The sequence below is a fragment of the Dickeya parazeae Ech586 genome (genome assembly GCF_000025065.1).
GTDB lineage: Bacteria > Pseudomonadota > Gammaproteobacteria > Enterobacterales > Enterobacteriaceae > Dickeya > Dickeya zeae.
In genome coordinates, this window is the sequence record NC_013592.1 from 4245396 (window position 1) to 4266729 (window position 21334).

The 21334-nt window shown below is 50.1% G+C and carries 37 protein-coding genes; 5 read left to right on the top strand and 32 right to left on the bottom strand.

Going from position 1 to position 21334, the window contains the following annotated elements; translation table 11 throughout:
- Nucleotide 1: 1 nt before the first annotated feature.
- The 6 genes from DD586_RS18410 to dprA are packed head-to-tail and all read right to left on the bottom strand — an operon-like array spanning nucleotide 2 to nucleotide 3828.
- On the bottom strand, nucleotides 2-274 hold the full coding sequence (locus DD586_RS18410) for a DUF1488 family protein (RefSeq protein ID WP_012886325.1): 273 nt from the start codon (nucleotides 272-274) through the stop codon (nucleotides 2-4).
- Nucleotides 271-1098, bottom strand: a complete 828-nt coding sequence (aroE, locus tag DD586_RS18415; protein ID WP_012886326.1) for a shikimate dehydrogenase — start codon at nucleotides 1096-1098, stop codon at nucleotides 271-273. Before aroE ends, DD586_RS18410 begins: the two co-directional genes overlap by 4 nt.
- 18 nt (nucleotides 1099-1116) lie before the next feature.
- Nucleotides 1117-1686: an L-threonylcarbamoyladenylate synthase type 1 TsaC gene (tsaC, locus tag DD586_RS18420; RefSeq protein ID WP_012886327.1), complete on the bottom strand. Its 570-nt coding sequence runs from the start codon at nucleotides 1684-1686 to the stop codon at nucleotides 1117-1119.
- Entirely contained in the window at nucleotides 1679-2230 is a 552-nt protein-coding gene (locus DD586_RS21580; protein WP_012886328.1) for a DNA topoisomerase family protein, read from the bottom strand. The genes tsaC and DD586_RS21580 overlap by 8 nt, the downstream gene beginning before the upstream one ends.
- A 19-nt stretch (nucleotides 2231-2249) precedes the next feature.
- Entirely contained in the window at nucleotides 2250-2723 is a 474-nt protein-coding gene (locus DD586_RS18430; protein WP_012886329.1) for a DUF494 family protein, read from the bottom strand.
- A complete protein-coding gene (gene dprA, locus DD586_RS18435) occupies nucleotides 2695-3828 on the bottom strand; it encodes a DNA-protecting protein DprA (protein WP_012886330.1) in 1134 nt (377 codons plus the stop codon). Before dprA ends, DD586_RS18430 begins: the two co-directional genes overlap by 29 nt.
- Before the next feature lie 112 nt (nucleotides 3829-3940).
- On the opposite strand from dprA, the gene def reads away from it, so the two are divergent.
- From def to mscL, 5 genes are all read left to right on the top strand, one after another.
- Nucleotides 3941-4450, top strand: coding sequence for a peptide deformylase (gene def / locus DD586_RS18440; RefSeq protein ID WP_012886331.1), 510 nt, complete (start codon nucleotides 3941-3943; stop codon nucleotides 4448-4450).
- Between the two features lie 37 nt (nucleotides 4451-4487).
- Nucleotides 4488-5429 (top strand): methionyl-tRNA formyltransferase, encoded by a 942-nt coding sequence (gene fmt, locus DD586_RS18445; RefSeq protein ID WP_012886332.1) that lies wholly within the window; start codon nucleotides 4488-4490, stop codon nucleotides 5427-5429.
- A gap of 85 nt (nucleotides 5430-5514) precedes the next feature.
- Entirely contained in the window at nucleotides 5515-6810 is a 1296-nt protein-coding gene (gene rsmB, locus DD586_RS18450; protein WP_012886333.1) for a 16S rRNA (cytosine(967)-C(5))-methyltransferase RsmB, read from the top strand.
- Between the two features lie 42 nt (nucleotides 6811-6852).
- Complete coding sequence (gene trkA / locus DD586_RS18455; protein WP_019845206.1) at nucleotides 6853-8229, top strand: Trk system potassium transporter TrkA; 1377 nt, start codon at nucleotides 6853-6855, stop codon at nucleotides 8227-8229.
- Between the two features lie 106 nt (nucleotides 8230-8335).
- Nucleotides 8336-8761 carry a large-conductance mechanosensitive channel protein MscL gene (mscL, locus tag DD586_RS18460; RefSeq protein WP_012886335.1) on the top strand — a complete coding sequence of 142 codons (426 nt, stop codon included), beginning with the start codon at nucleotides 8336-8338 and terminating at the stop codon, nucleotides 8759-8761.
- A 6-nt stretch (nucleotides 8762-8767) separates the two neighbouring features.
- On the opposite strand, the gene DD586_RS21585 is transcribed toward mscL, so the two are convergent.
- From DD586_RS21585 to rplB, 26 genes are all read right to left on the bottom strand, one after another.
- Complete coding sequence (locus DD586_RS21585; protein WP_012886336.1) at nucleotides 8768-8992, bottom strand: alternative ribosome-rescue factor A; 225 nt, start codon at nucleotides 8990-8992, stop codon at nucleotides 8768-8770.
- Between the two features lie 57 nt (nucleotides 8993-9049).
- Nucleotides 9050-9439 carry a DnaJ family domain-containing protein gene (locus DD586_RS18465; RefSeq protein ID WP_012886337.1) on the bottom strand — a complete coding sequence of 130 codons (390 nt, stop codon included), beginning with the start codon at nucleotides 9437-9439 and terminating at the stop codon, nucleotides 9050-9052.
- 129 nt (nucleotides 9440-9568) lie between these two features.
- Nucleotides 9569-9961 (bottom strand): 50S ribosomal protein L17, encoded by a 393-nt coding sequence (rplQ, locus tag DD586_RS18470; protein ID WP_012768122.1) that lies wholly within the window; start codon nucleotides 9959-9961, stop codon nucleotides 9569-9571.
- 40 nt (nucleotides 9962-10001) lie between these two features.
- Entirely contained in the window at nucleotides 10002-10991 is a 990-nt protein-coding gene (locus DD586_RS18475; RefSeq protein WP_012768121.1) for a DNA-directed RNA polymerase subunit alpha, read from the bottom strand.
- Between the two features lie 25 nt (nucleotides 10992-11016).
- Complete coding sequence (rpsD, locus tag DD586_RS18480) at nucleotides 11017-11637, bottom strand: 30S ribosomal protein S4 (RefSeq protein WP_012886338.1); 621 nt, start codon at nucleotides 11635-11637, stop codon at nucleotides 11017-11019.
- A 30-nt stretch (nucleotides 11638-11667) separates the two neighbouring features.
- Nucleotides 11668-12057 (bottom strand): 30S ribosomal protein S11, encoded by a 390-nt coding sequence (gene rpsK / locus DD586_RS18485; RefSeq protein ID WP_002919257.1) that lies wholly within the window; start codon nucleotides 12055-12057, stop codon nucleotides 11668-11670.
- A 16-nt stretch (nucleotides 12058-12073) separates the two neighbouring features.
- Nucleotides 12074-12430 carry a 30S ribosomal protein S13 gene (gene rpsM, locus DD586_RS18490; protein WP_012768119.1) on the bottom strand — a complete coding sequence of 119 codons (357 nt, stop codon included), beginning with the start codon at nucleotides 12428-12430 and terminating at the stop codon, nucleotides 12074-12076.
- A 146-nt stretch (nucleotides 12431-12576) separates the two neighbouring features.
- Nucleotides 12577-12693, bottom strand: a complete 117-nt coding sequence (gene rpmJ, locus DD586_RS21590) for a 50S ribosomal protein L36 (RefSeq protein ID WP_002227352.1) — start codon at nucleotides 12691-12693, stop codon at nucleotides 12577-12579.
- Nucleotides 12694-12726: 33 nt separating this feature from the next.
- The gene (secY, locus tag DD586_RS18495) at nucleotides 12727-14058 is read right to left on the bottom strand and encodes a preprotein translocase subunit SecY (RefSeq protein WP_012886340.1); all 1332 of its coding nucleotides are present in this window, start codon (nucleotides 14056-14058) and stop codon (nucleotides 12727-12729) included.
- Nucleotides 14059-14065: 7 nt separating this feature from the next.
- Complete coding sequence (gene rplO / locus DD586_RS18500) at nucleotides 14066-14500, bottom strand: 50S ribosomal protein L15 (protein WP_012886341.1); 435 nt, start codon at nucleotides 14498-14500, stop codon at nucleotides 14066-14068.
- 3 nt (nucleotides 14501-14503) lie between these two features.
- Nucleotides 14504-14683, bottom strand: a complete 180-nt coding sequence (gene rpmD, locus DD586_RS18505) for a 50S ribosomal protein L30 (RefSeq protein WP_004846568.1) — start codon at nucleotides 14681-14683, stop codon at nucleotides 14504-14506.
- Nucleotides 14684-14689: 6 nt separating this feature from the next.
- A complete protein-coding gene (rpsE, locus tag DD586_RS18510; protein ID WP_012768115.1) occupies nucleotides 14690-15190 on the bottom strand; it encodes a 30S ribosomal protein S5 in 501 nt (166 codons plus the stop codon).
- Between the two features lie 14 nt (nucleotides 15191-15204).
- Nucleotides 15205-15558: a 50S ribosomal protein L18 gene (gene rplR, locus DD586_RS18515; protein ID WP_012768114.1), complete on the bottom strand. Its 354-nt coding sequence runs from the start codon at nucleotides 15556-15558 to the stop codon at nucleotides 15205-15207.
- 9 nt (nucleotides 15559-15567) lie between these two features.
- On the bottom strand, nucleotides 15568-16101 hold the full coding sequence (gene rplF / locus DD586_RS18520; RefSeq protein WP_012886342.1) for a 50S ribosomal protein L6: 534 nt from the start codon (nucleotides 16099-16101) through the stop codon (nucleotides 15568-15570).
- Between the two features lie 13 nt (nucleotides 16102-16114).
- The gene (rpsH, locus tag DD586_RS18525; RefSeq protein ID WP_012768112.1) at nucleotides 16115-16507 is read right to left on the bottom strand and encodes a 30S ribosomal protein S8; all 393 of its coding nucleotides are present in this window, start codon (nucleotides 16505-16507) and stop codon (nucleotides 16115-16117) included.
- Nucleotides 16508-16540: 33 nt separating this feature from the next.
- The gene (gene rpsN / locus DD586_RS18530; RefSeq protein ID WP_012768111.1) at nucleotides 16541-16846 is read right to left on the bottom strand and encodes a 30S ribosomal protein S14; all 306 of its coding nucleotides are present in this window, start codon (nucleotides 16844-16846) and stop codon (nucleotides 16541-16543) included.
- 13 nt (nucleotides 16847-16859) lie between these two features.
- Nucleotides 16860-17399, bottom strand: a complete 540-nt coding sequence (gene rplE / locus DD586_RS18535) for a 50S ribosomal protein L5 (RefSeq protein ID WP_012768110.1) — start codon at nucleotides 17397-17399, stop codon at nucleotides 16860-16862.
- A gap of 14 nt (nucleotides 17400-17413) precedes the next feature.
- Entirely contained in the window at nucleotides 17414-17728 is a 315-nt protein-coding gene (rplX, locus tag DD586_RS18540) for a 50S ribosomal protein L24 (protein ID WP_012768109.1), read from the bottom strand.
- 10 nt (nucleotides 17729-17738) lie between these two features.
- Entirely contained in the window at nucleotides 17739-18110 is a 372-nt protein-coding gene (rplN, locus tag DD586_RS18545; RefSeq protein WP_012768108.1) for a 50S ribosomal protein L14, read from the bottom strand.
- A gap of 165 nt (nucleotides 18111-18275) precedes the next feature.
- Nucleotides 18276-18530, bottom strand: a complete 255-nt coding sequence (gene rpsQ / locus DD586_RS18550) for a 30S ribosomal protein S17 (RefSeq protein ID WP_012768107.1) — start codon at nucleotides 18528-18530, stop codon at nucleotides 18276-18278.
- A complete protein-coding gene (gene rpmC / locus DD586_RS18555) occupies nucleotides 18530-18721 on the bottom strand; it encodes a 50S ribosomal protein L29 (protein WP_012764048.1) in 192 nt (63 codons plus the stop codon). The genes rpsQ and rpmC overlap by 1 nt, the downstream gene beginning before the upstream one ends.
- Nucleotides 18721-19131 carry a 50S ribosomal protein L16 gene (gene rplP, locus DD586_RS18560; protein WP_012768106.1) on the bottom strand — a complete coding sequence of 137 codons (411 nt, stop codon included), beginning with the start codon at nucleotides 19129-19131 and terminating at the stop codon, nucleotides 18721-18723. The genes rpmC and rplP overlap by 1 nt, the downstream gene beginning before the upstream one ends.
- 13 nt (nucleotides 19132-19144) lie before the next feature.
- Nucleotides 19145-19846 carry a 30S ribosomal protein S3 gene (gene rpsC, locus DD586_RS18565; protein ID WP_012768105.1) on the bottom strand — a complete coding sequence of 234 codons (702 nt, stop codon included), beginning with the start codon at nucleotides 19844-19846 and terminating at the stop codon, nucleotides 19145-19147.
- 17 nt (nucleotides 19847-19863) lie between these two features.
- Entirely contained in the window at nucleotides 19864-20196 is a 333-nt protein-coding gene (gene rplV / locus DD586_RS18570) for a 50S ribosomal protein L22 (RefSeq protein ID WP_012764045.1), read from the bottom strand.
- Between the two features lie 14 nt (nucleotides 20197-20210).
- Complete coding sequence (rpsS, locus tag DD586_RS18575; RefSeq protein ID WP_012764044.1) at nucleotides 20211-20489, bottom strand: 30S ribosomal protein S19; 279 nt, start codon at nucleotides 20487-20489, stop codon at nucleotides 20211-20213.
- Nucleotides 20490-20505: 16 nt separating this feature from the next.
- Nucleotides 20506-21327, bottom strand: a complete 822-nt coding sequence (gene rplB / locus DD586_RS18580) for a 50S ribosomal protein L2 (protein WP_012886343.1) — start codon at nucleotides 21325-21327, stop codon at nucleotides 20506-20508.
- Between the last annotated feature and the right edge of the window lie 7 nt (nucleotides 21328-21334).

A 21334-nucleotide genomic window follows, 5' to 3' on the forward strand; every position in this document is an offset into this window, starting at 1 on the left:
ATTAATTAATGGATTTATTTCCCAAACAGAAAGCGCCCTTTTCATCATGTTCATCATTACGGATCAAGCGCTCAAACTCATCTTCCCAATCCCAACGATGTTCGCGGAACAGTGACAGCCACTGTTCCGGCGGTACGTCACCATAGCGAGCAAGCAAAACATCTCGTCTAATGATGCACTCACGCTGGAACCCACCCACCAGCACCGGAAAAATGATCGCCTCATCGAGATCACTCCACCGCTCCCGTTCTGGGAACTGAATCGCCTGATTCATGCTCCCAGTTCCTGCTTCATTTTACGGATCACAGGCACAACGTCCGGCATGACGCCATGCCACAAATTGAACGCATGTGCCGCCTGCCAGACCAGCATCCCCATACCGTCAATATAACGTTGCGCCCCTTGCTGAATGCACCATGTCAAAAAAGGCGTCGGTTCCGACTGATAAAACATGTCATAACAACACACATCAGGAGATATCAGAGAAGCTGGTAAATCAGGCACCTCACCCGCTATACCTGATGAGGTGGCATTAATAATCACATCAACGCATTGGCTATCCATTGTTTCTAGCGGCAACGCCTTTACCTGACCATAGCCGCTGAAGTGTTCAGCCAGTGCTTCTGCTCTGGCAAACGTACGGTTAACAATGATTACCTCGCATCCATGTGCAAGCAAGGGTTGAATAACGCCACGTGCTGCGCCCCCAGCCCCCACGAGCAATACCCGATTACGCGGTTGGATAAATCCATGCTGCTGCAAATCACTCAACAGGCCGATACCATCCGTATTATCACCATACAGCGAACCATCACCTTTTTTTTGAACCGTGTTAACAGCACCAGCAGAACGGGCTCGTTCACTCAACTCGTCCATCGCAGCACATGCGCGCTCCTTGAATGGGGCCGTCACATTCGCGCCACATGCGCCATGCTGGAAAAATGCTTTCAGACTATCTTCAAAGCCATCCAATGGGGCGAGGATACGCTCGTATGTCAGCGAAATCCCGGTTTGCTCTGCAAACAACGCATGAATACGCGGCGATTTGCTATGCGCGATAGGATGACCAAAAACAGCAAAAGATTGACTCGCGGGCACCTTATTCTCCAGTAGTTACTACCCTTGACGCAGCATTTCACCTGTCAAAGCATCACGAATTTCAGACGGATTCAGGCGACCGCCAACTTCCCCATTAAGAACAGGAAAGCTCTCGCCAAACTGCGCTGTCACTTCTCTGACGGTACGACAGGGCGGCTGACCACTCAAGTTAGCACTGGTGGAAACCAGCGGCTTGCCAAATGCCAGACACAGTTGCGCCACCAGCGGGTGATCACTCACACGCACCGCCAGCGAATTAAAACGTCCAGTCAACCAGTCCGGTGTTTCCGCTCTGGCTGGAATCACCCAAGTCACCGGGCCAGGCCAGGTAGCGAAAATCGTCTGACGTTGCATATCAGACAAGGCAGAGAGCTCAATATAAGATGCCAGTTGCTGAAAATTCGCTGCAATCAGAATCAGACCTTTTTCACGCGGACGTTGCTTCAACGCCAGCAAGCGCTCTACTGCCACTTCACTGTCAGGGTCACATCCAAGTCCAAATACAGCCTCGGTTGGGTAGGCGATCACACGCTCTTCCCGCAATTGCTGTAACAGCAGTGTCAAATCTTTAGAATTTACGTTACTCATCACTATGACGTTCTTCTACCGGCTTTCCACATAATTTACTGGCACAAAAGCGTCTTACTCCGTGCGCGGTTTTCTTCTCTAGTAATAAAGGATAATGACAATACTCACACTCCCCTGCGAGTGGCTTATAATTCAGCGAAAATTGACAAGAAGGGTAACGCTCACAAGCGTAAAACGTCTTGCCATAACGAGATTTCCGCTGAAGCAATCGGCCTTCATGGCATTGGGGACATATCAAGGCCGTTTCATCCGGGCGATCAATCGCTTCTGTATGATCACATTCAGGATAATTGCTACAGCCAATGAACATGCCATAGCGCCCTTGACGTAACACCAGAGTCGACTGACAGCGAGGGCAAGATTGACCATCCAGCACTTTCACCACATGCCCATCAGCATTGGCTTTAAGCGGCCGGATATAACGACATTCAGGATAATTTGAACAGCCAAGAAACGGGCCGTGCTGCCCAGAACGGATAATCAGCACAGCCCCACATTCAGGACACACCTGTTGATGCTTTTCAGCAATAACGGCTTTGTTCATGATTTACTCTAAATCCCGACTACTGCAAATACCCTTCATTCGCCTCAAAGAGTAAATCTTCCATTTGCTGATAAGCATTTTCACAACCAGGCACATTGAACAACACCATCAAAATGACCCATTTTAAATCCTCAAGGTCAAAATCCTGTGTCTCAAGTGCCATGACCCGATCGATAACCATTTCTCGGGTTTCCAGATTAAGGACTTTAATCTGCTCAAGAAACAGCAGAAAACCACGGCAATCCGCATCTAAACGCTGTTCTTCTTCAGCCGTGTAGATGCGTAACGCCAGAGGATCACTGGCCAATGCCAAAGGCGGGGTTTGCCCTTCCTGCAGGTCAGCCAGTTTTTCCAGCCAGTCCAACGCGCTGTAGATATCATCACGATCAAATCCCGCGCGGGTGAGGTCATCAGTCAACGTATCTTGATCGACACGCATTTCAGTTTCATTGTGGATGTAAGTTTCAAACAAGTACATGAGTACGTCGAACATGGCCTGCCCTCCTTATACGGACATAGCCGCCGGGTACAGCTGCGATCCACCCTGCTAACTCCAGATCCAGTAACTTACTCACCACCTCTGGCACAGGTTGGCCGGCACGTTCAGCGACAACGTCAACAGGTGTAACCTCATCTCCTACGGTAGCCAACACATCAGCAAATGGCAATTCCAGTTCGCCTTCCGTCGCACAAATAATTTCCGGAACGCCCTCATTGGGAATATCGGCAAACCAACGCAGCCCATTATGGAGTTGTTCAAAAATGTCCTGAGGCTGGGTAACCAGGCTTGCTCCTTGTTGTATCAGCCAATGGTTACCCTCCGTCATCGGATTGCCAATCGGACCGGGCAGGGCAAATACTTCACGATTCTGTTCCAATGCATAACGCGCCGTCACCAGCGATCCACTACGCAGTGACGCCTCTACGACCAGAACCCCCAGACTTAATCCACTGATGATGCGATTACGGCGAGGAAAGTTTACCGGCAGCGGCGGTGTATTTAGCGGGAACTCCGACACCAGAGCACCGCCCTGCGCCACGATGGCATCCGCTAACGCCACATGTCGGCGGGGGTAAAGTCGACGTAATCCACTGCCTAAGACGGCAAGGGTTTTCCCTTCTGCCTGTAACGCGGCACGATGGGCAATTCCATCAATACCGACGGCCAGCCCACTGGTTACTGTCAAACGATTCTGGCTGAGTTGTTCGCTAAAGAAATGTCCCCACTGTTCGCCATAAGCACTATTGTTACGGCTACCCACCACCGCGATTTGCGGAGATGACAGGAGGTTTGGCTCTCCAATGACATACAAGCATGCCGGGGGAGAAGCAATGTTACTGAGCAGAGGAGGATAATCGTCGCTGCCAAATGTTACCAGGTGATGGGTCGGCTTTTCCAACCAGCCGATGGTATTCTGTATATCCAAGTCGCTCAGGCCGAAAAATTGCTCGGTCTGATTTTGCGTCAAACCTAACCCTTTCAGATGTTCGACCGAATACGAATTCTCGGCCTGCAATTGGCTGAACACTAGCGCACAGCGTTTGGCGCCAAGCCCCTTAACCGACGCCAGACGCAACCAGATTTCCGTATCCATCATACCCCACTCCACACCCTGCTCTACTGTGGCCGTGATGCTGTCAATCACCCCCGGAAATGTCTACAATAAAGACTGGAGCATTCTAACCACCTGAATACAGATCTAAACCTATATGTCAGTCTTGCAAGTATTACATTTTCCCGATGAGCGGCTTCGCACTCAGGCAAAGCCGGTAAAAGAAGTTAATGCAGAAATTCAGCGTATCGTGGACGATATGTTCGACACCATGTACGAGGAAGAAGGTATTGGCCTTGCCGCAACACAAGTTGATATCCATCAGCGCATCATTGTTATCGATGTCTCCGAAGAACGGGATCAACGACTGGTGCTGATCAACCCGGAACTGCTGGAAAAATCCGGCGACACCGGAATAGAAGAGGGTTGCTTGTCGATTCCAGAAACCCGTGCATTGGTTCCTCGGGCTGAGCACGTCAAAGTGCGTGCGCTAGACCGTGAAGGAAAACCTTTTGAACTTGATGCTGATGGATTACTGGCAATTTGTATCCAACATGAAATGGATCATTTGGTTGGTAAGCTGTTTGTCGACTATCTGTCGCCGCTGAAGCGCCAGCGTATTCGCCAAAAGTTGGAGAAATTAGCCCGGCAAAACAGCAAGGCATAAAACAATATCGTAAACCTATATCCAGACAGGAAACTACGTGTCACTACGCATTATTTTCGCAGGAACACCCGATTTCGCCGCGCAGCACCTTGCTGCGCTGTTATCCTCGGAGCATGAGGTTGTCGGTGTCTTTACCCAGCCTGACCGCCCGGCAGGGCGCGGTAATAAACTGACCCCCAGCCCGGTCAAGGTGTTGGCCGAGCAGCATGGCATCCCGGTATTCCAACCCAAGTCATTACGCCCCAGCGAAAACCAGCAAATCGTGGCAGGACTAAACGCTGACGTGATGGTCGTGGTTGCCTATGGCCTTATCCTGCCACAAGCGGTTCTGGATATGCCCCGGTTGGGATGCATCAACGTTCATGGGTCGCTATTGCCACGCTGGCGTGGGGCCGCACCGATACAACGTGCGCTTTGGGCTGGTGACAGCCTGACTGGAATCACGATCATGCAAATGGATGCCGGATTAGATACTGGCGCCATGCTTCATAAAATCGAATGTCCTATTTTGCCGGATGACACCAGCGCCTCACTCTATGACAAACTAGCGAAGCTGGGCCCACAAGGGTTGCTGGAGACACTGGCGCACTTGTCTTCATCTCAGGTCACAGCACAAGTGCAGGATGACAGCCTGGCAACCTACGCAGAAAAGCTAAGCAAAGAAGAAGCACGGTTAAACTGGCAATTGTCCGCAGAGCAACTGGAACGTTGTATTCGGGCTTTCAATCCCTGGCCTGTCAGCTATTTTCTGGTTGAGGAACAGCCAGTGAAAGTCTGGAAAGCGAAAGCGCTAGACACGCAGCATCAACAACAGCCAGGAACTGTGCTTGCAGCCGATAAAGAAGGCATCAGTGTCGCCACCGCTAACGGCATATTAAATATTCAAATTCTTCAGCCATCGGGCAAAAAAGCCATGTCGGCACAGGACTTGCTGAACTCGCGTCGTGAATGGTTCATCCCAGGCAACACATTAGCCTGATGCCTTAAGCTGATACTATTAGCCTGATACTACGGTGCCGACAGACTTGTCGGTACCATCATTATTCCCCTATTCTTCTGAGCCGATGAAAAGCACATACAATCTTCGCAGTATTGCCGCCACCACCCTTTTACAGGTTGTAGAACAAGGGCAATCACTTAGTCAATTACTGCCTGCGCTCCAACGTGACATCAGTGAAAGAGATCGCGGCCTGCTGCAAGAGATCTGCTTTGGTGTACTGCGCGTATTACCGCAGTTGGACTGGTATCTTCGTCAACTGATGGCAAAACCACTTACTGGCAAACAGAAAGTTCTCCATTATCTGTTAATGGTTGGCCTCTACCAGCTCATCCATACTCGCATTCCCCCTCACGCCGCTCTGGCAGAAACGGTGAATGGCGCAGTAGCCCTGAAACGCCCGCAATTAAAAGGGCTGATTAATGGCGTATTACGCCAGTTTCAGCGCGAACAGGAAGCTCTGCAGCAGCGGTTACAGAACAACCCAGCACGTTATTCGCACCCCGACTGGCTGCTACAACGACTGAAAAAAGCCTACCCTGGCCAGTGGGAACAGATTATCGACGCCAACAATCAACATCCTCCGATGTGGTTAAGGGTCAATCGCCGCCATCATACCCGTGAAGCCTATCTGGCATTATTACAGGAAAAAGGGATTGAGGCTCATCCTCACGCACACTATCCAGATGCCATCAGACTGAGCACGCCTTGTGCTGTCAATGTATTGCCGGGCTTTGAAAAAGGTTTTGTGACCGTGCAAGATGCTTCTGCACAGGGCTGCATCCACTGGCTATCACCACAGGACCACGAAGATATTCTCGATCTCTGTGCTGCACCCGGTGGCAAAACAACACATATACTTGAAGCAGCACCTCATGCCCGCGTACTGGCCGTTGATGTTGATGAACAACGTTTGAAACGGGTCAGAGAAAATTTGCAGCGGCTTAATCTGCACGCCGAAGTCAAGTGTGGCGATGGCAGAACACCTACACAATGGTGCGGCGATAAGTGTTTTGACCGCATTTTACTTGATGCGCCCTGCTCTGCTACAGGTGTCATTCGCCGCCATCCAGATATCAAATGGTTACGTCGGGATAGTGATATCGCCGAACTGGCATCGCTACAAAACACAATTCTGGAAGCTATCTGGCCGCGACTGAAAAACGGTGGCACGCTGGTTTATGCCACTTGTTCAGTATTACCGGAAGAGAATTGCCAACAAATAGCAGATTTCCTGCAGCGACACGCCGACGCGATGCTGGTCGATACCGGAACCCCGGCCTCACCAGGGATACAAATGTTGCCTGCGGCGGAAGATGGCGATGGTTTCTTTTATGCGAAGCTGGTAAAAAGCGGGCAATAGTCCACAGGTCCCCCAACGGGAACAGACACGGCAGAAATGACGATGAAGATAATTATTCTTGGTGCAGGTCAGGTTGGCGGAACGCTGGCGGAAAATTTGTCAGGTGAAAATAACGATATTACGGTTGTGGATACCAATACCACTCGGCTACGCCAGCTTCAGGACAAATTCGATCTGCGCGTGGTCACAGGTTATGCCTCTCATCCACGCGTGTTGCGCGAAGCTGGAGCAGAAGATGCGGATATGTTGATCGCCGTAACCAACTCTGATGAAACCAACATGATCGCCTGTCAGGTCGCTTATTCGCTGTTTAATACCCCTAACCGTATCGCCAGAATCCGTGCATCAGAGTATATCCGCGAGTCAGAGCAGCTATTTCAGTCTGAAGCAGTCCCTATCGACCATCTTATTTCGCCGGAACAGCTGGTCATCGATAATATCTACAAATTAATCGAGTATCCGGGGGCATTGCAGGTCGTCAATTTCGCCGAGGGAAAAGTCAGTATTGCTGCGGTAAACGCATATTATGGCGGGCCTCTGGTAGGGAATGCCATCGCGACAATGCGCGATCATATGCCGCACATTGAAACCCGGGTTGCCGCAATTTTTCGACATGACCGCCCTATTCGCCCACAAGGCTCAACCGTTATTGAAGCGGGAGATGAAGTATTCTTCATTGCTGCTTCACAACATATTCGGGCCGTCATGAGTGAAATGCAGCGTCTTGAGAAGCCCTATAAACGCATCATGATTGTTGGTGGGGGAAATGTAGGGGCTGGCCTTGCTCGTAAACTGGAGAAAGACTATAGCGTTAAACTGATAGAACGCGATGCGCTTCGGGCTGCGGAACTGGCTGAACGTTTACAAAATACCATTGTTTTCCATGGTGATGCCTCTGACCAGGAATTACTGGCTCAGGAACATGTCGAGCAAATCGACGTATTTATCGCCATCACCAATGATGATGAAGCCAATATCATGTCAGCGATGTTAGCTAAGCGAATGGGGGCGAAGAAAGCAATGGTCTTGATCCAACGTCGAGCCTACGTCGACCTGGTTCAGGGAAGTGTCATTGATGTGGCGATCTCACCGCAACAGGCAACGATTTCTGCTCTGTTGGGGCATGTCCGCAAAGCGGATATCGTCAGTGTTTCATCACTACGACGTGGAGTGGCGGAAGCCATTGAGGCCATTGCGCATGGCGATGAGGGGACATCGAAAGTAGTCGGTCGCATGATTGCTGATATCAAACTCCCGCCTGGAACAATTATTGGTGCCATTGTCCGTGGCGACGATGTGATCATTGCTAATAATAATTTGCAGATTGAGCAGGGTGATCACGTCATCATGTTTCTGACTGATAAAAAATATATCTCTGACGTTGAGCGTTTATTCCAACCTAGCCCATTCTTCCTCTGACCACCTTTCCTCAGGGCGTGTTAACCCGCGCCCTATGCCATATGCCGTTTTGGTAATTTCTTTATCACTTATTAGAATTGAAAAAGGTTTAACAGGAGATAATGCAATGAGCCTGATAAAAGAGTTTCGTGAATTCGCCATGCGCGGCAATGTTGTTGACCTGGCTGTAGGGGTCATTATTGGTGCTGCATTCGGGAAAATCGTATCGTCGCTGGTGTCGGACATTATTATGCCGCCATTGGGGTTACTGATAGGTGGTGTCGATTTCAAGCAGTTCCATTGGGTGTTACGAGAAACGCAGGGCAACCTTGCTGCCGTCAGCATCAACTACGGCACATTCATTCAGAATATTTTTGATTTTGTTATCGTAGCCTTTGCCATTTTTATGGCCATTAAACTGATGAACAAATTACGCCGCACTCAGCAGGAACAACCGAGTACCCCGCCGAAAGTTACCGCAGAAGAAAAACTCCTGACAGAAATAAGAGATCTGCTCAAACAGCAGATTGATAGCCAGTCTAAAAATTCATAACTGACCTTAACAACTGAAACAGCAAATCAGAAGGCCAGTGGTAAAAGTGTTATTTCTCTTACCACTGACCTCCCAATTTTTACTCTGTGCTTTCTGATGTTTCTCTTTGCGCCGATAACTTCCTTTGCCTTTGGTATTTTGCTCGACACGTTGGCGAAACAAGGGGTCATGTAGTAATGCTTCGAGTGCATTATCAGTTATTCGACCTTTAGTGTGGCGATAGTTCGACATAAATTACCTCATTTGATAGACATAACATTGGCAAGAACACCGTATTATAACGACAGGTCAGTCGTCTTTATCAGGGTGGAAACCCTTCTCAAACCGGCTCATCAGTTGATGCCGATAAGGCATTTTTAAAAAATCCGTGTTGACGCCTGAAAGCTGTAAACGCAATTCAAGCGCTCTGAGCTGCCGGGATAACTCAACATACTCTTTTGATGCAGGGTCAGCAGTGAGCAGTAAATCTGCCAGCGTCAACGCATCCTTACGAGCTGATAACTCCGGTGGTAAAAAACCCGAATTTTTCATCAAGTGGTATGCGCTGCGCAACTCACTAGGGACGGCGCTATTATCATCCAATTGAAGCGGCTTACCGCTTCCCGATAAATGATCCAATTCTCCGCGCTTTTGTGCTTCGAGTATATGGCGCTCAGCCCATTCATCAATAGGAAACATAACACAACCTCACACTCGAGATTTTGTTCATATGATAGTGGATTGAAAAGCACTCGAACAGCGGCGGGGAGGACTAAAATAAGGACGTAAAAAAACCGGGTTTCCCCGGCTTTTTTACGCTAGTGCAAATTACTCTGCAGCAGCAACTTCTTCTGTCTGAGAAACTGCGCGATCAACGAGCTCGATGTATGCCATCGGCGCATTGTCACCAGCACGGAAGCCACACTTCAGAATACGAGTGTAACCACCAGCACGGCTCGCGAAACGCGGGCCCAGTTCGTTAAACAGTTTAGCCACGATCTCGTTATCACGAGTGCGGGCAAATGCCAGACGACGATTAGCAACGCTGTCGGTCTTGGCAAGAGTAATCAGCGGTTCAACAACACGACGCAGCTCTTTCGCTTTCGGCAGGGTCGTCTTGATAATCTCATGACGAACCAAAGAACCAGCCATGTTACGGAACATAGCCTGGCGATGGCTGCTGTTACGGTTCAGTTGACGACCACTCTTACGATGGCGCATGACCTTATCCTTCTCAGTAAAACCTTAACCTGTGATCCGGTTACTCATCAGCAATGCTTGCCGGTGGCCAGTTTTCCAGGCGCATGCCCAGTGACAGACCACGAGAAGCCAGCACGTCTTTGATCTCAGTAAGAGATTTTTTACCCAGGTTAGGCGTTTTAAGCAATTCAACCTCGGTACGCTGTACCAGATCACCGATGTAGTGGATAGCTTCTGCCTTAAGGCAGTTAGCAGAGCGGACAGTCAATTCAAGATCGTCAACAGGGCGCAGCAGGATCGGATCGAATTCTGGTTTCTCTTCTTTCACTTCCGGCTGACGTACATCACGTAAGTCAACGAAAGCTTCCAATTGTTCAGCCAGAATGGTTGCCGCACGGCGGATCGCCTCTTCAGGATCGATCGTACCATTGGTTTCCATTTCGATAACCAGCTTGTCCAGGTCAGTACGCTGTTCAACACGCGCTGCTTCAACATTGTAAGCGATACGCTCAACAGGGCTGTAGCAAGCGTCGACTAACAGACGACCGATCGGGCGCTCATCTTCTTCCGTATGAATACGGGCAGACGCCGGCACATAACCACGGCCACGCTGAACTTTGATACGCATATTGATAGATGCATTCTCATCGGTCAGATGGCAGATCACATGCTGTGGCTTGACGATTTCGACATCACCATCATGGGTGATGTCGGCTGCAGTCACAGGGCCAATGCCAGATTTATTCAGGGTAAGAATAACTTCATCTTTGCCTTGAACTCTCACCGCCAGCCCTTTCAGGTTGAGCAGGATTTCCAGGATATCTTCCTGTACGCCTTCTTTGGTGCTGTACTCGTGCAGTACACCATCAATCTCAACCTCGGTCACCGCGCAACCAGGCATGGATGAAAGCAGAATACGGCGCAGTGCGTTACCAAGAGTATGGCCGAAGCCCCGCTCTAACGGCTCAAGGGTCACCTTGGCGTGCGTCGAACTAACTTGCTCGATATCTACCAGGCGCGGTTTTAGAAACTCTGTCACAGAACCCTGCATTGTGTCCTCTCTTTGGTACTAAGCTTTACTTGGAGTAAAGCTCGACGATCAGGTGTTCATTAATGTCCGCAGACAGATCGGTACGTTCAGGAATACGCTTGAACACACCTTCCATCTTGGCAGCATCAACTTCCAGCCAAGTTGGCTTTTCACGCTGTTCAGCCAGCTCCAGAGCGGCCTTAACACGAGACTGCTTTTTCGCTTTCTCGCGGATGCTGACTACGTCATTCGGAGATACCTGATAAGAAGCGATGTTAACAACGCGACCATTTACCAGAACAGCTTTGTGACTTACCAGCTGACGAGCTTCTGCGCGGGTAGCACCGAATCCCATACGGTAAACAACGTTGTCCAGACGACCTTCCAGCAACTGCAACAGGTTGGCACCTGTATTGCCTTTCAGGCGAGCGGCTTCTTTGTAGTAGTTACGGAATTGACGCTCCAGAACACCGTAGATACGGCGAACTTTCTGCTTCTCACGCAACTGTACACCATAGTCAGACAGACGCGGTTTACGTGCGCCGTGCTGGCCAGGAGCTTGTTCAATTTTACACTTGGAATCGATCGCACGAACACCAGACTTTAAAAACAGGTCGGTGCCTTCACGACGGCTCAGCTTGAGCTTAGGACCCAAATATCTTGCCATTTTCTTTCTCCAGCAATCCTAAAAGCGGCGTTACACGCGACGCTTTTTCGGCGGACGACAACCGTTATGAGGGATCGGAGTCACATCAGTAATGTTAGTGATGCGGAAACCAGCCGCGTTCAGAGCGCGGATAGTAGACTCACGGCCCGGACCAGGTCCTTTAACCATAACTTCCAGATTCTTGATACCGTACTCTTTCACAGCTTCAGCGCAGCGCTCTGCTGCTACCTGAGCGGCGAACGGAGTGGATTTACGAGAACCACGGAAACCGGAACCACCGGCAGTTGCCCAACCCAACGCATTACCCTGACGATCGGTAATGGTAACGATGGTGTTGTTGAAAGAAGCATGGATATGAGCCACACCGTCAGAGACTTGCTTTCTTACACGCTTACGTGCACGAATAGGTGCCTTTGCCATTATTCAATCACCCCGATTATTTCTTGATCGGTTTGCGCGGACCCTTACGGGTACGGGCGTTAGTCTTGGTACGCTGACCGCGAACCGGCAGACCACGACGGTGACGCAAACCACGATAAGTACCAAGGTCCATCAGGCGCTTGATGCTCAGGGTGATTTCACGACGCAGGTCGCCTTCTACAACAAACTTGGCAACTTCGTCACGCAGCTTATCGATTTGCTCTTCAGACAGCTCACTGATCTTAACATCTTCAGCAATACCCGTTGCAGCACAAATAGATTTGGAACGGGTTTTACCAATGCCGTAAATAGCAGTTAATGCAATTACGGTATGTTTATGATCAGGAATGTTAATGCCTGCTATACGGGCCACTATGCACTCCTACAATTTTATAAAGCAATACCATTCTGAAAAGCCCGTTTTCAGGATACTCAAATGACATTGCAGTTACATACAAAAGATTGGCTGGCTAATCTAGCCAGCTCAATCCAACTTTGCAAGAAAAATATGCGAGATAATCAGCCTTGGCGCTGTTTATGCTTCGGTTCGGCACTGCAGATAACGCGAACGACGCCGTTACGCTTAACAATCTTACAGTTACGACATAATTTCTTGACGGAAGCACGAACTTTCATTTTTACTCTCCGTAACTTCTCAAGCTAACCTAATCAGCGGCTATAGCCTTTCAGGTTCGCCTTCTTCAATGCAGACTCGTACTGACTTGACATCAGCAGCGTTTGCACTTGAGCCATAAAATCCATGATCACAACAACAACGATCAGTAATGACGTCCCACCGAAATAGAACGGCACTTTCATTGCGTCACGCATGAACTCCGGGATGAGGCAGATAAAGGTAATATACATCGCACCAACTAACGTCAGGCGGGTCATTACTTTATCAATATACTTCGCCGTTTGCTCTCCCGGACGAATTCCTGGCACGAATGCACCGGACTTCTTCAGGTTATCTGCTGTTTCACGCGGGTTAAACACCAACGCGGTATAGAAGAAACAGAAGAAGATGATTGCAGATGCATAGAGTAACACATAAAGCGGTTGTCCAGGCTGCAGATACAGCGAAATAGTCGTCAGCCAGTTCCAACCGGTACCGCCCCCAAACCACGATGCTATAGTCGCGGGGAACAGAATAATACTGGAAGCAAAGATAGCTGGAATAACACCTGCCATGTTCACCTTCAGTGGTAAATGTGTACTCTGTGCTGCATATACGCGACGTCCTTGCTGGCGTTTGGCGTAGTTAACAACGATACGACGTTGACCGCGCTCGATAAACACCACAAAGAACGTTACAGCGAATACCAGCACTGCAACCAACAGCAACAGGAGGAAGTGCAGATCGCCTTGCCGCGCTTGCTCGATGGTATGGCCAATAGCCGGCGGTAAACCCGCAACAATACCTGCAAAGATTATGATTGAGATACCGTTACCGATACCGCGTTCAGTAATCTGCTCGCCCAGCCACATCAGGAACATAGTCCCTGTGACCAGACTGACAACAGCGGTGAAATAAAACGCAAAGCCTGGATTAATTACCAGACCTTGCATTCCAGGCATATTCGGTAAACCGGTAGCAATACCGATTGACTGAAATATCCCCAACACCAGAGTGCCGTAGCGGGTGTACTGGCTGATTTTACGTCGGCCAGCTTCCCCTTCCTTCTTAATTTCCGCCAATGCAGGATGAACCACCGTCAACAACTGAATGATGATGGATGCCGAAATATACGGCATAATTCCCAGTGCGAAAATTGAAGCGCGGCTTAAAGCACCACCAGAGAACATGTTAAACATTTCAATAATGGTGCCACGCTGTTGTTCGAGCAATTTGGCAAGCACAGTGGCATCAATACCAGGAATGGGAATAAAAGAGCCAATACGGAAAACAATCAACGCACCGATAACAAACAACAGTCTGCGTTTCAGTTCGCCAACTCCGCCTTTAGCACTTTGAAAATCTAATCCTGGTTGTTTAGCCATCTGCTACTTATTCCTCAATTTTGCCGCCAGCAGCTTCGATAGCAGCACGAGCGCCTTTGGTGACGCGCAGACCACGAATCGTTACCGGACGTGCAACTTCGCCAGACAGAATCACTTTCGCGAATTCAATCTGAACGCCGATGACGTTAGCAGCTTTCAGCGTATTCAGATCAACAACATCGCCTTCCACACGAGCCAGATCAGACAGACGGATTTCCGCTGTAATCATCGCTTTGCGAGAAGTGAAGCCGAACTTCGGCAGACGACGATACAAAGGCATCTGACCGCCTTCGAAGCCACGACGTACGCCACCGCCAGAACGAGAGTTCTGACCTTTGACGCCGCGACCACCAGTCTTACCGAGGCCGGAACCAATACCGCGACCTAAGCGCTTCGGCGCGTGTTTAGAGCCTTCGGCCGGAGACAGAGTATTCAAACGCATCTGTTACTCCTCCACTTTAACCATGTAGGAAACCGCGTTGACCATACCGCGAACAGCAGGAGTATCCTCGCGCTCAACGGTGTGACCAATACGACGCAGACCCAGGCCAAGCAGCGTTGCCTTATGTTTCGGCAGACGACCGATTGCACTACGGGTTTGAGTAATTTTAATAGTCTTTGCCATGGTCAATTACCCCAGAATGTCTTCAACGGATTTACCACGCTTGGCAGCGACCATTTCCGGGGACTTCATGTTAGCCAAGCCATCGATAGTTGCACGAACCACGTTAATCGGGTTTGTGGAACCATAGGCCTTAGCCAATACGTTGTGAACCCCTGCAACTTCCAGAACGGCGCGCATTGCACCACCGGCGATAATACCGGTACCTTCGGAAGCTGGCTGCATGAACACACGAGAACCTGTGTGTGCACCTTTAACCGGGTGCTGCAGAGTGCCGTTGTTCAGCGCGACATTCATCATATTGCGACGGGCTTTTTCCATCGCTTTCTGGATCGCTGCCGGAACTTCGCGAGCTTTGCCGTAACCAAAACCTACGCGACCGTTACCATCACCTACCACAGTCAGTGCTGTGAAGGAGAAAATACGACCACCCTTAACGGTTTTAGATACGCGATTTACCGCGATCAGCTTTTCCTGCAGTTCGCCAGCTTGTTTTTCGATGTGAGCCATCTTACACCTCTACCTTAGAACTGAAGGCCAGCTTCACGGGCAGCATCTGCCAGTGCCTGGACTCGACCATGATATTGGAACCCGGAACGGTCAAAGGCCACACCCTTGATGCCTTTTTCCAGAGCGCGTTCAGCAACAGCTTTACCAACAGCTGCGGCCGCGTCTTTGTTACCGGTATACTTCAGTTGCTCAGCGATAGCTTTTTCTACAGTAGAAGCGGCTACCAGGACTTCAGAACCGTTCGGTGCGATAACCTGCGCATAAATATGCCGGGGGGTACGATGTACCACCAGACGAGTCGCACCCAATTCACGGATTTTGCGACGTGCGCGGGTTGCACGACGGATACGAGCTGATTTCTTATCCATAGTGTTACCTTACTTCTTCTTAGCCTCTTTGGTACGCACGACTTCATCGGCGTAACGGACACCTTTGCCTTTGTAAGGCTCAGGACGACGGTAAGCACGCAGGTCAGCAGCTACCTGACCGATCAGCTGTTTATCCGCACCTTTCAGTACGATTTCAGTCTGAGACGGACATTCAGCAGTAATGCCTGCAGGCAGTTCGTGATCGATCGGGTGAGAGAAGCCCAGGGCCAAATTCACCACATTACCTTTCACGGCTGCACGATAACCTACACCTACCAATTGCAGCTTTTTGGTGAAGCCTTCGGTAACACCGATAACCATGCTGTTCAGCAGAGCGCGGGTAGTACCGGCCTGAGCCCAGCCATCGGCAAAACCTTCGCGCGGGGCGAAAGTCAGCACGTTATCAGCTTGTTTAACTTCGACAGCGGCATTGATCTCACGAACCAACTCGCCGTTTTTACCCTTGATCGAAATATCCTGACCGTTGAGTTTTACCTCTACGCCGGCAGGAATGACGACGGGTGCTTTTGCAACACGAGACATTCTTCCCTCCCGATTAAGCTACGTAGCAGATAATCTCGCCACCAAGACCAGCCTGGCGAGCTGCACGATCAGTCATCACACCTTTAGAGGTAGAAACAACTGCGATACCTAAACCGGCCATAACTTTCGGCAGCTCATCTTTGCGTTTATAGATGCGCAGACCAGGACGGCTGATACGCTGAATGCTTTCTACAACAGCCTTACCCTGGAAATACTTAAGAGTCAGTTCCAGTTCAGGCTTGGTGTCGCCTTCAACTTTAAAATCTTCAATAAAACCTTCTTCCTTCAGCACGTTGGCAATTGCCACTTTCAGCTTGGAGGAAGGCATGGTGACCGCAACTTTGTTCGCGGCCTGACCGTTACGGATACGGGTCAGCATATCCGCGATCGGATCTTGCATGCTCATCTGTCTTTACTCCCGTGATTCAATTGGTGACAATTACCAGCTAGCCTTTTTCAGACCCGGAATTTCACCGCGCATGGCGGCTTCACGGACCTTGATACGGCTCAACCCGAACTTCCGCAGGAAAGCGTGCGGACGACCTGTCTGGCGGCAGCGGTTACGCTGACGGGACGGGCTGGAATCACGCGGCAGAGTCTGCAGCTTGAGAACAGCATCCCAACGATCTTCGTCGGATGAGTTCACATTGGAGATGATAGCTTTCAGCTCAACGCGCTTGGCGAAGAATTTATCAGCTAATTTCACGCGTTTAACTTCGCGTGCTTTCATGGATTGCTTAGCCATTAGTAACCCTACCTTACTTGCGGAACGGGAAGTTAAAGGCGGCCAACAGCGCACGGCCTTCATCATCGGATTTCGCAGTGGTGGTAATGGTAATGTCCAAACCACGAACGCGATCGACCTTGTCATAGTCGATTTCCGGGAAGATGATCTGCTCACGCACACCCATGCTGTAGTTACCACGTCCATCGAATGATTTCGAAGACAGACCGCGGAAGTCGCGGATACGCGGTACAGCAATGGTAATCAGACGCTCAAAGAACTCCCACATGCGTTCGCCACGCAGAGTTACTTTACAGCCGATCGGATAGCCCTGGCGGATTTTGAAGCCTGCAACAGATTTGCGTGCTTTGGTGATCAACGGTTTTTGACCGGAGATAGCTGTCAAATCAGCTGCGGCGTTATCCAACAGCTTCTTGTCAGCGATCGCTTCACCAACACCCATGTTCAGGGTGATCTTCTCGACCCGAGGGACTTGCATGACAGAATTGTAGCTGAACTGAGTCATCAGTTTGCTAACCACTTCGTCTTTGTAGTAATCATGCAGTTTCGCCATCGTACTACTCCAAATTACTTGATAGTTTCGCTGTTAGATTTGAAGAAACGGACTTTTTTGCCGTCTTCGAATCTAAAGCCTACACGATCCGCCTTGCCGGTGGCCGCATTGAAGATTGCAACGTTAGAAACCTGAATAGCAGCTTCTTTTTCAACGATGCCGCCTGGTTGATTCAGCGCCGGAACCGGCTTCTGATGTTTTTTAACCAGGTTGATACCTTCAACAACGACCTTACCAGAAGTCAGGACGTTCTTAACTTTACCGCGCTTACCTTTATCTTTGCCGGTCAGCACGATAACTTCGTCATCACGACGGATTTTCGCTGCCATGATTCGCTCCTTAGAGTACTTCTGGTGCCAGAGAGATAATTTTCATGAACTTTTCAGTACGCAGTTCACGAGTTACCGGCCCAAAAATACGCGTACCGATAGGTTGCTCGCTGTTATTGTTCAGAATAACGCATGCATTACCATCGAAGCGAACGACAGAACCGTCAGGGCGACGAACACCCTTCTTGGTGCGCACCACTACCGCCTTCAGTACATCGCCTTTTTTCACCTTACCGCGGGGAATTGCTTCCTTAATGGTAATTTTGATGATGTCGCCGACGCCTGCGTAGCGACGGTGCGAGCCACCCAGAACCTTGATACACATTACGCGACGTGCACCGGAGTTATCGGCCACATTCAGCATAGTCTGTTCTTGGATCATGTTTAGTGCTCCGCTAATGTCAACTACTACTTTTCGAACCCTTGCGGGTCATTAATACCCCAGAATCGAGGGCGCAGCATTATAACACCACTTATCGACTGTGGGTAGAAAAAATAAACGGCCCTTTACAGAGCCGTTTATTATCAAGAGAAGAGCAATACTGTATTACAGAATCGCTTTCTCTACAACGCGAACCAAGGTCCAGGATTTGGTCTTGGACAGCGGACGGCATTCGCGGATTTCAACCACGTCGCCAATTCCACATTCGTTGTTCTCGTCATGCACGTGCAGCTTGGTCGTGCGTTTGATGAATTTACCGTAGATCGGGTGTTTCACGAAACGCTCAATAGCAACAACAGCAGATTTCTGCATTTTGTCACTAACGACACGACCTTGCAGAGTACGGATTTTATCGGTCATTACGCACCCGCCTTCTCAGTCAGTAAAGTCTTAACGCGTGCGACATTACGACGCACTTGCTTCAACAGGTGAGTTTGTTGCAGCTGACCGCTGGCAGCCTGCATGCGCAGATTGAACTGTTCACGCAGCAGTCCGAGCAGTTCGGTATTCAGCTCTTCAACGCTCTTTTCACGCAGCTCTTTTGCTTTCATTACATCACCGTCTTAGTTACAAAGGTGGTTTTGATCGGCAGTTTCGCTGCTGCCAGTTCGAATGCCTCACGGGCTAACTCTTCCGGCACCCCGTCCATTTCGTACAGGACTTTACCTGGCTGAATCAAGGCAACCCAATACTCCACGTTACCTTTACCTTTACCCATACGCACTTCAAGCGGTTTCTCAGTGATCGGTTTGTCCGGGAATACACGGATCCAGATCTTACCCTGACGCTTAACAGCACGGGTCATTGCACGACGAGCAGCTTCGATTTGACGAGCAGTCAGGCGACCGCGGCCAACAGCTTTCAGACCGAAAGTGCCGAAGCTCACATCCGTACCTGCAGCCAGACCACGGTTGCGGCCTTTGTGCACTTTACGGAATTTTGTACGCTTTGGTTGTAACATTCAGCGACTCTCCTTACTTGCGGCCTTTACGCTGCTGCTTTTTCGGTTGAGCAGCCGGTTTTTCCGGTTGTTCAACGGCAGCCATACCACCCAGGATCTCACCTTTGAAGATCCACACTTTCACACCGATGACACCGTAAGTGGTGTGCGCTTCGGAGGTGTTGTAGTCGATGTCAGCACGCAGTGTGTGCAACGGAACACGACCTTCGCGGTACCATTCGGTACGTGCGATTTCGGCGCCGCCCAGACGACCGCTAACTTCAACTTTGATACCTTTAGCGCCCAGACGCATGGCGTTCTGAACAGCACGCTTCATCGCGCGACGGAACATAACACGACGTTCCAGCTGAGAAGTGATGCTGTCAGCAACCAGTTTAGCGTCCAGTTCAGGCTTACGAACTTCGGCGATATTAATCTGCGCCGGTACGCCAGCGATATCCGCTACGCCCTTACGCAGTTTTTCAACGTCTTCACCTTTCTTACCGATAACGATACCCGGGCGAGCAGTGTGAATGGTCACACGAATGCTTTTAGCCGGACGCTCGATAACGATGCGAGAAACGGAGGCTTTCTCCAGTTCTTTGTTCAGGTACTGACGAACTTTAAAATCGCTGTCCAGGTTGTCAGCGAATTCTTTGGTATTCGCATACCAGGTAGAGTTCCAAGTTTTGACAATACCCAGGCGAATACCATTAGGATGTACTTTCTGACCCATTGCTAGTCTCCAGAGTCTCAGCGATCGGACACAACCACAGTGATGTGGCTGGTACGCTTCAGGATGCGATCCGCACGACCTTTAGCACGCGGCATAATGCGTTTCATGCTCGGGCCTTCGTCTACGAAGATTTTCGCAACTTTCAGATCGTCAATGTCAGCGCCATCGTTGTGTTCTGCGTTAGCAATGGCAGACTCCAGTACTTTCTTAACCAGACCAGCAGCTTTCTTGTTGGTATAGGTCAAAATATCCAGAGCTTGCGACACTTTCTTACCGCGAATCAGGTCAGCCACCAGGCGAACCTTCTGGGCAGAAGAACGAGCATGGCGATGTTTAGCGATAGTTTCCATCTCTTCCTCCTACCTTATTTCTTCTTGGCTTTTTTATCAGCCGCGTGGCCGCGATAAGTACGAGTCGGCGCGAATTCACCCAGCTTGTGTCCGACCATCTCATCAGAGATGAATACCGGAACGTGCTGACGACCATTATGGACAGCGATGGTCAAACCGATCATGTTTGGAAAGATCGTTGAGCGACGGGACCAGGTGCGCAGGGGCTTCTTGTCACCGCTTTCCACCGCTTTCTCTACCTTCTTCAGCAAGTGCAGGTCAATAAATGGACCTTTCTTGAGAGAACGTGGCATGGTTTATCCTCTAAAATTATTTAGTACGGCGACGTACGATGAATTTATCAGTACGCTTGTTGCTGCGGGTCTTCTTACCTTTGGTCTGAACGCCCCACGGAGTAACCGGGTGCTTACCAAAGTTACGACCTTCACCACCACCGTGCGGGTGGTCAACCGGGTTCATTGCCGTACCGCGAACGGTCGGACGAACACCACGCCAGCGTGCAGCACCTGCTTTACCCAGAACGCGCAGCATATGCTCAGCATTGCCGACTTCGCCCAGCGTTGCGCGGCAGTCGGATTCGACTTTACGCATTTCGCCAGAACGCAGACGCAGGGTAACGTAAGCACCTTCACGAGCAACGATCTGAACGTAGGCACCAGCAGAGCGAGCCAGCTGGCCGCCTTTACCTGGTTTCATTTCTACGTTGTGAACCGTTGAACCGACCGGGATGTTACGCATCGGCAGGGTGTTACCGGTTTTGATTGCAGCATCAACACCAGACTGAATCTGGTCACCCGCTTTCAGGCCTTTCGGCGCCAGGATGTAACGGCGTTCGCCGTCTTTGTACAGAACCAGTGCGATGTTCGCAGAACGGTTCGGATCGTACTCCAGACGCTCAACTACAGCCGGAATACCGTCTTTGTTGCGTTTGAAGTCAACAATACGGTACTGCTGTTTGTGACCACCACCGATGTGACGAGTGGTGATGCGACCATTGTTGTTACGGCCACCGCTTTTGCTGTTTTTTTCCAGCAACGGGGCATACGGTTTGCCCTTGTGCAGCTCAGGGTTAACCACTTTAACAACGTGGCGACGACCCGGAGATGTCGGTTTACACTTAACAACTGCCATTGTTCTT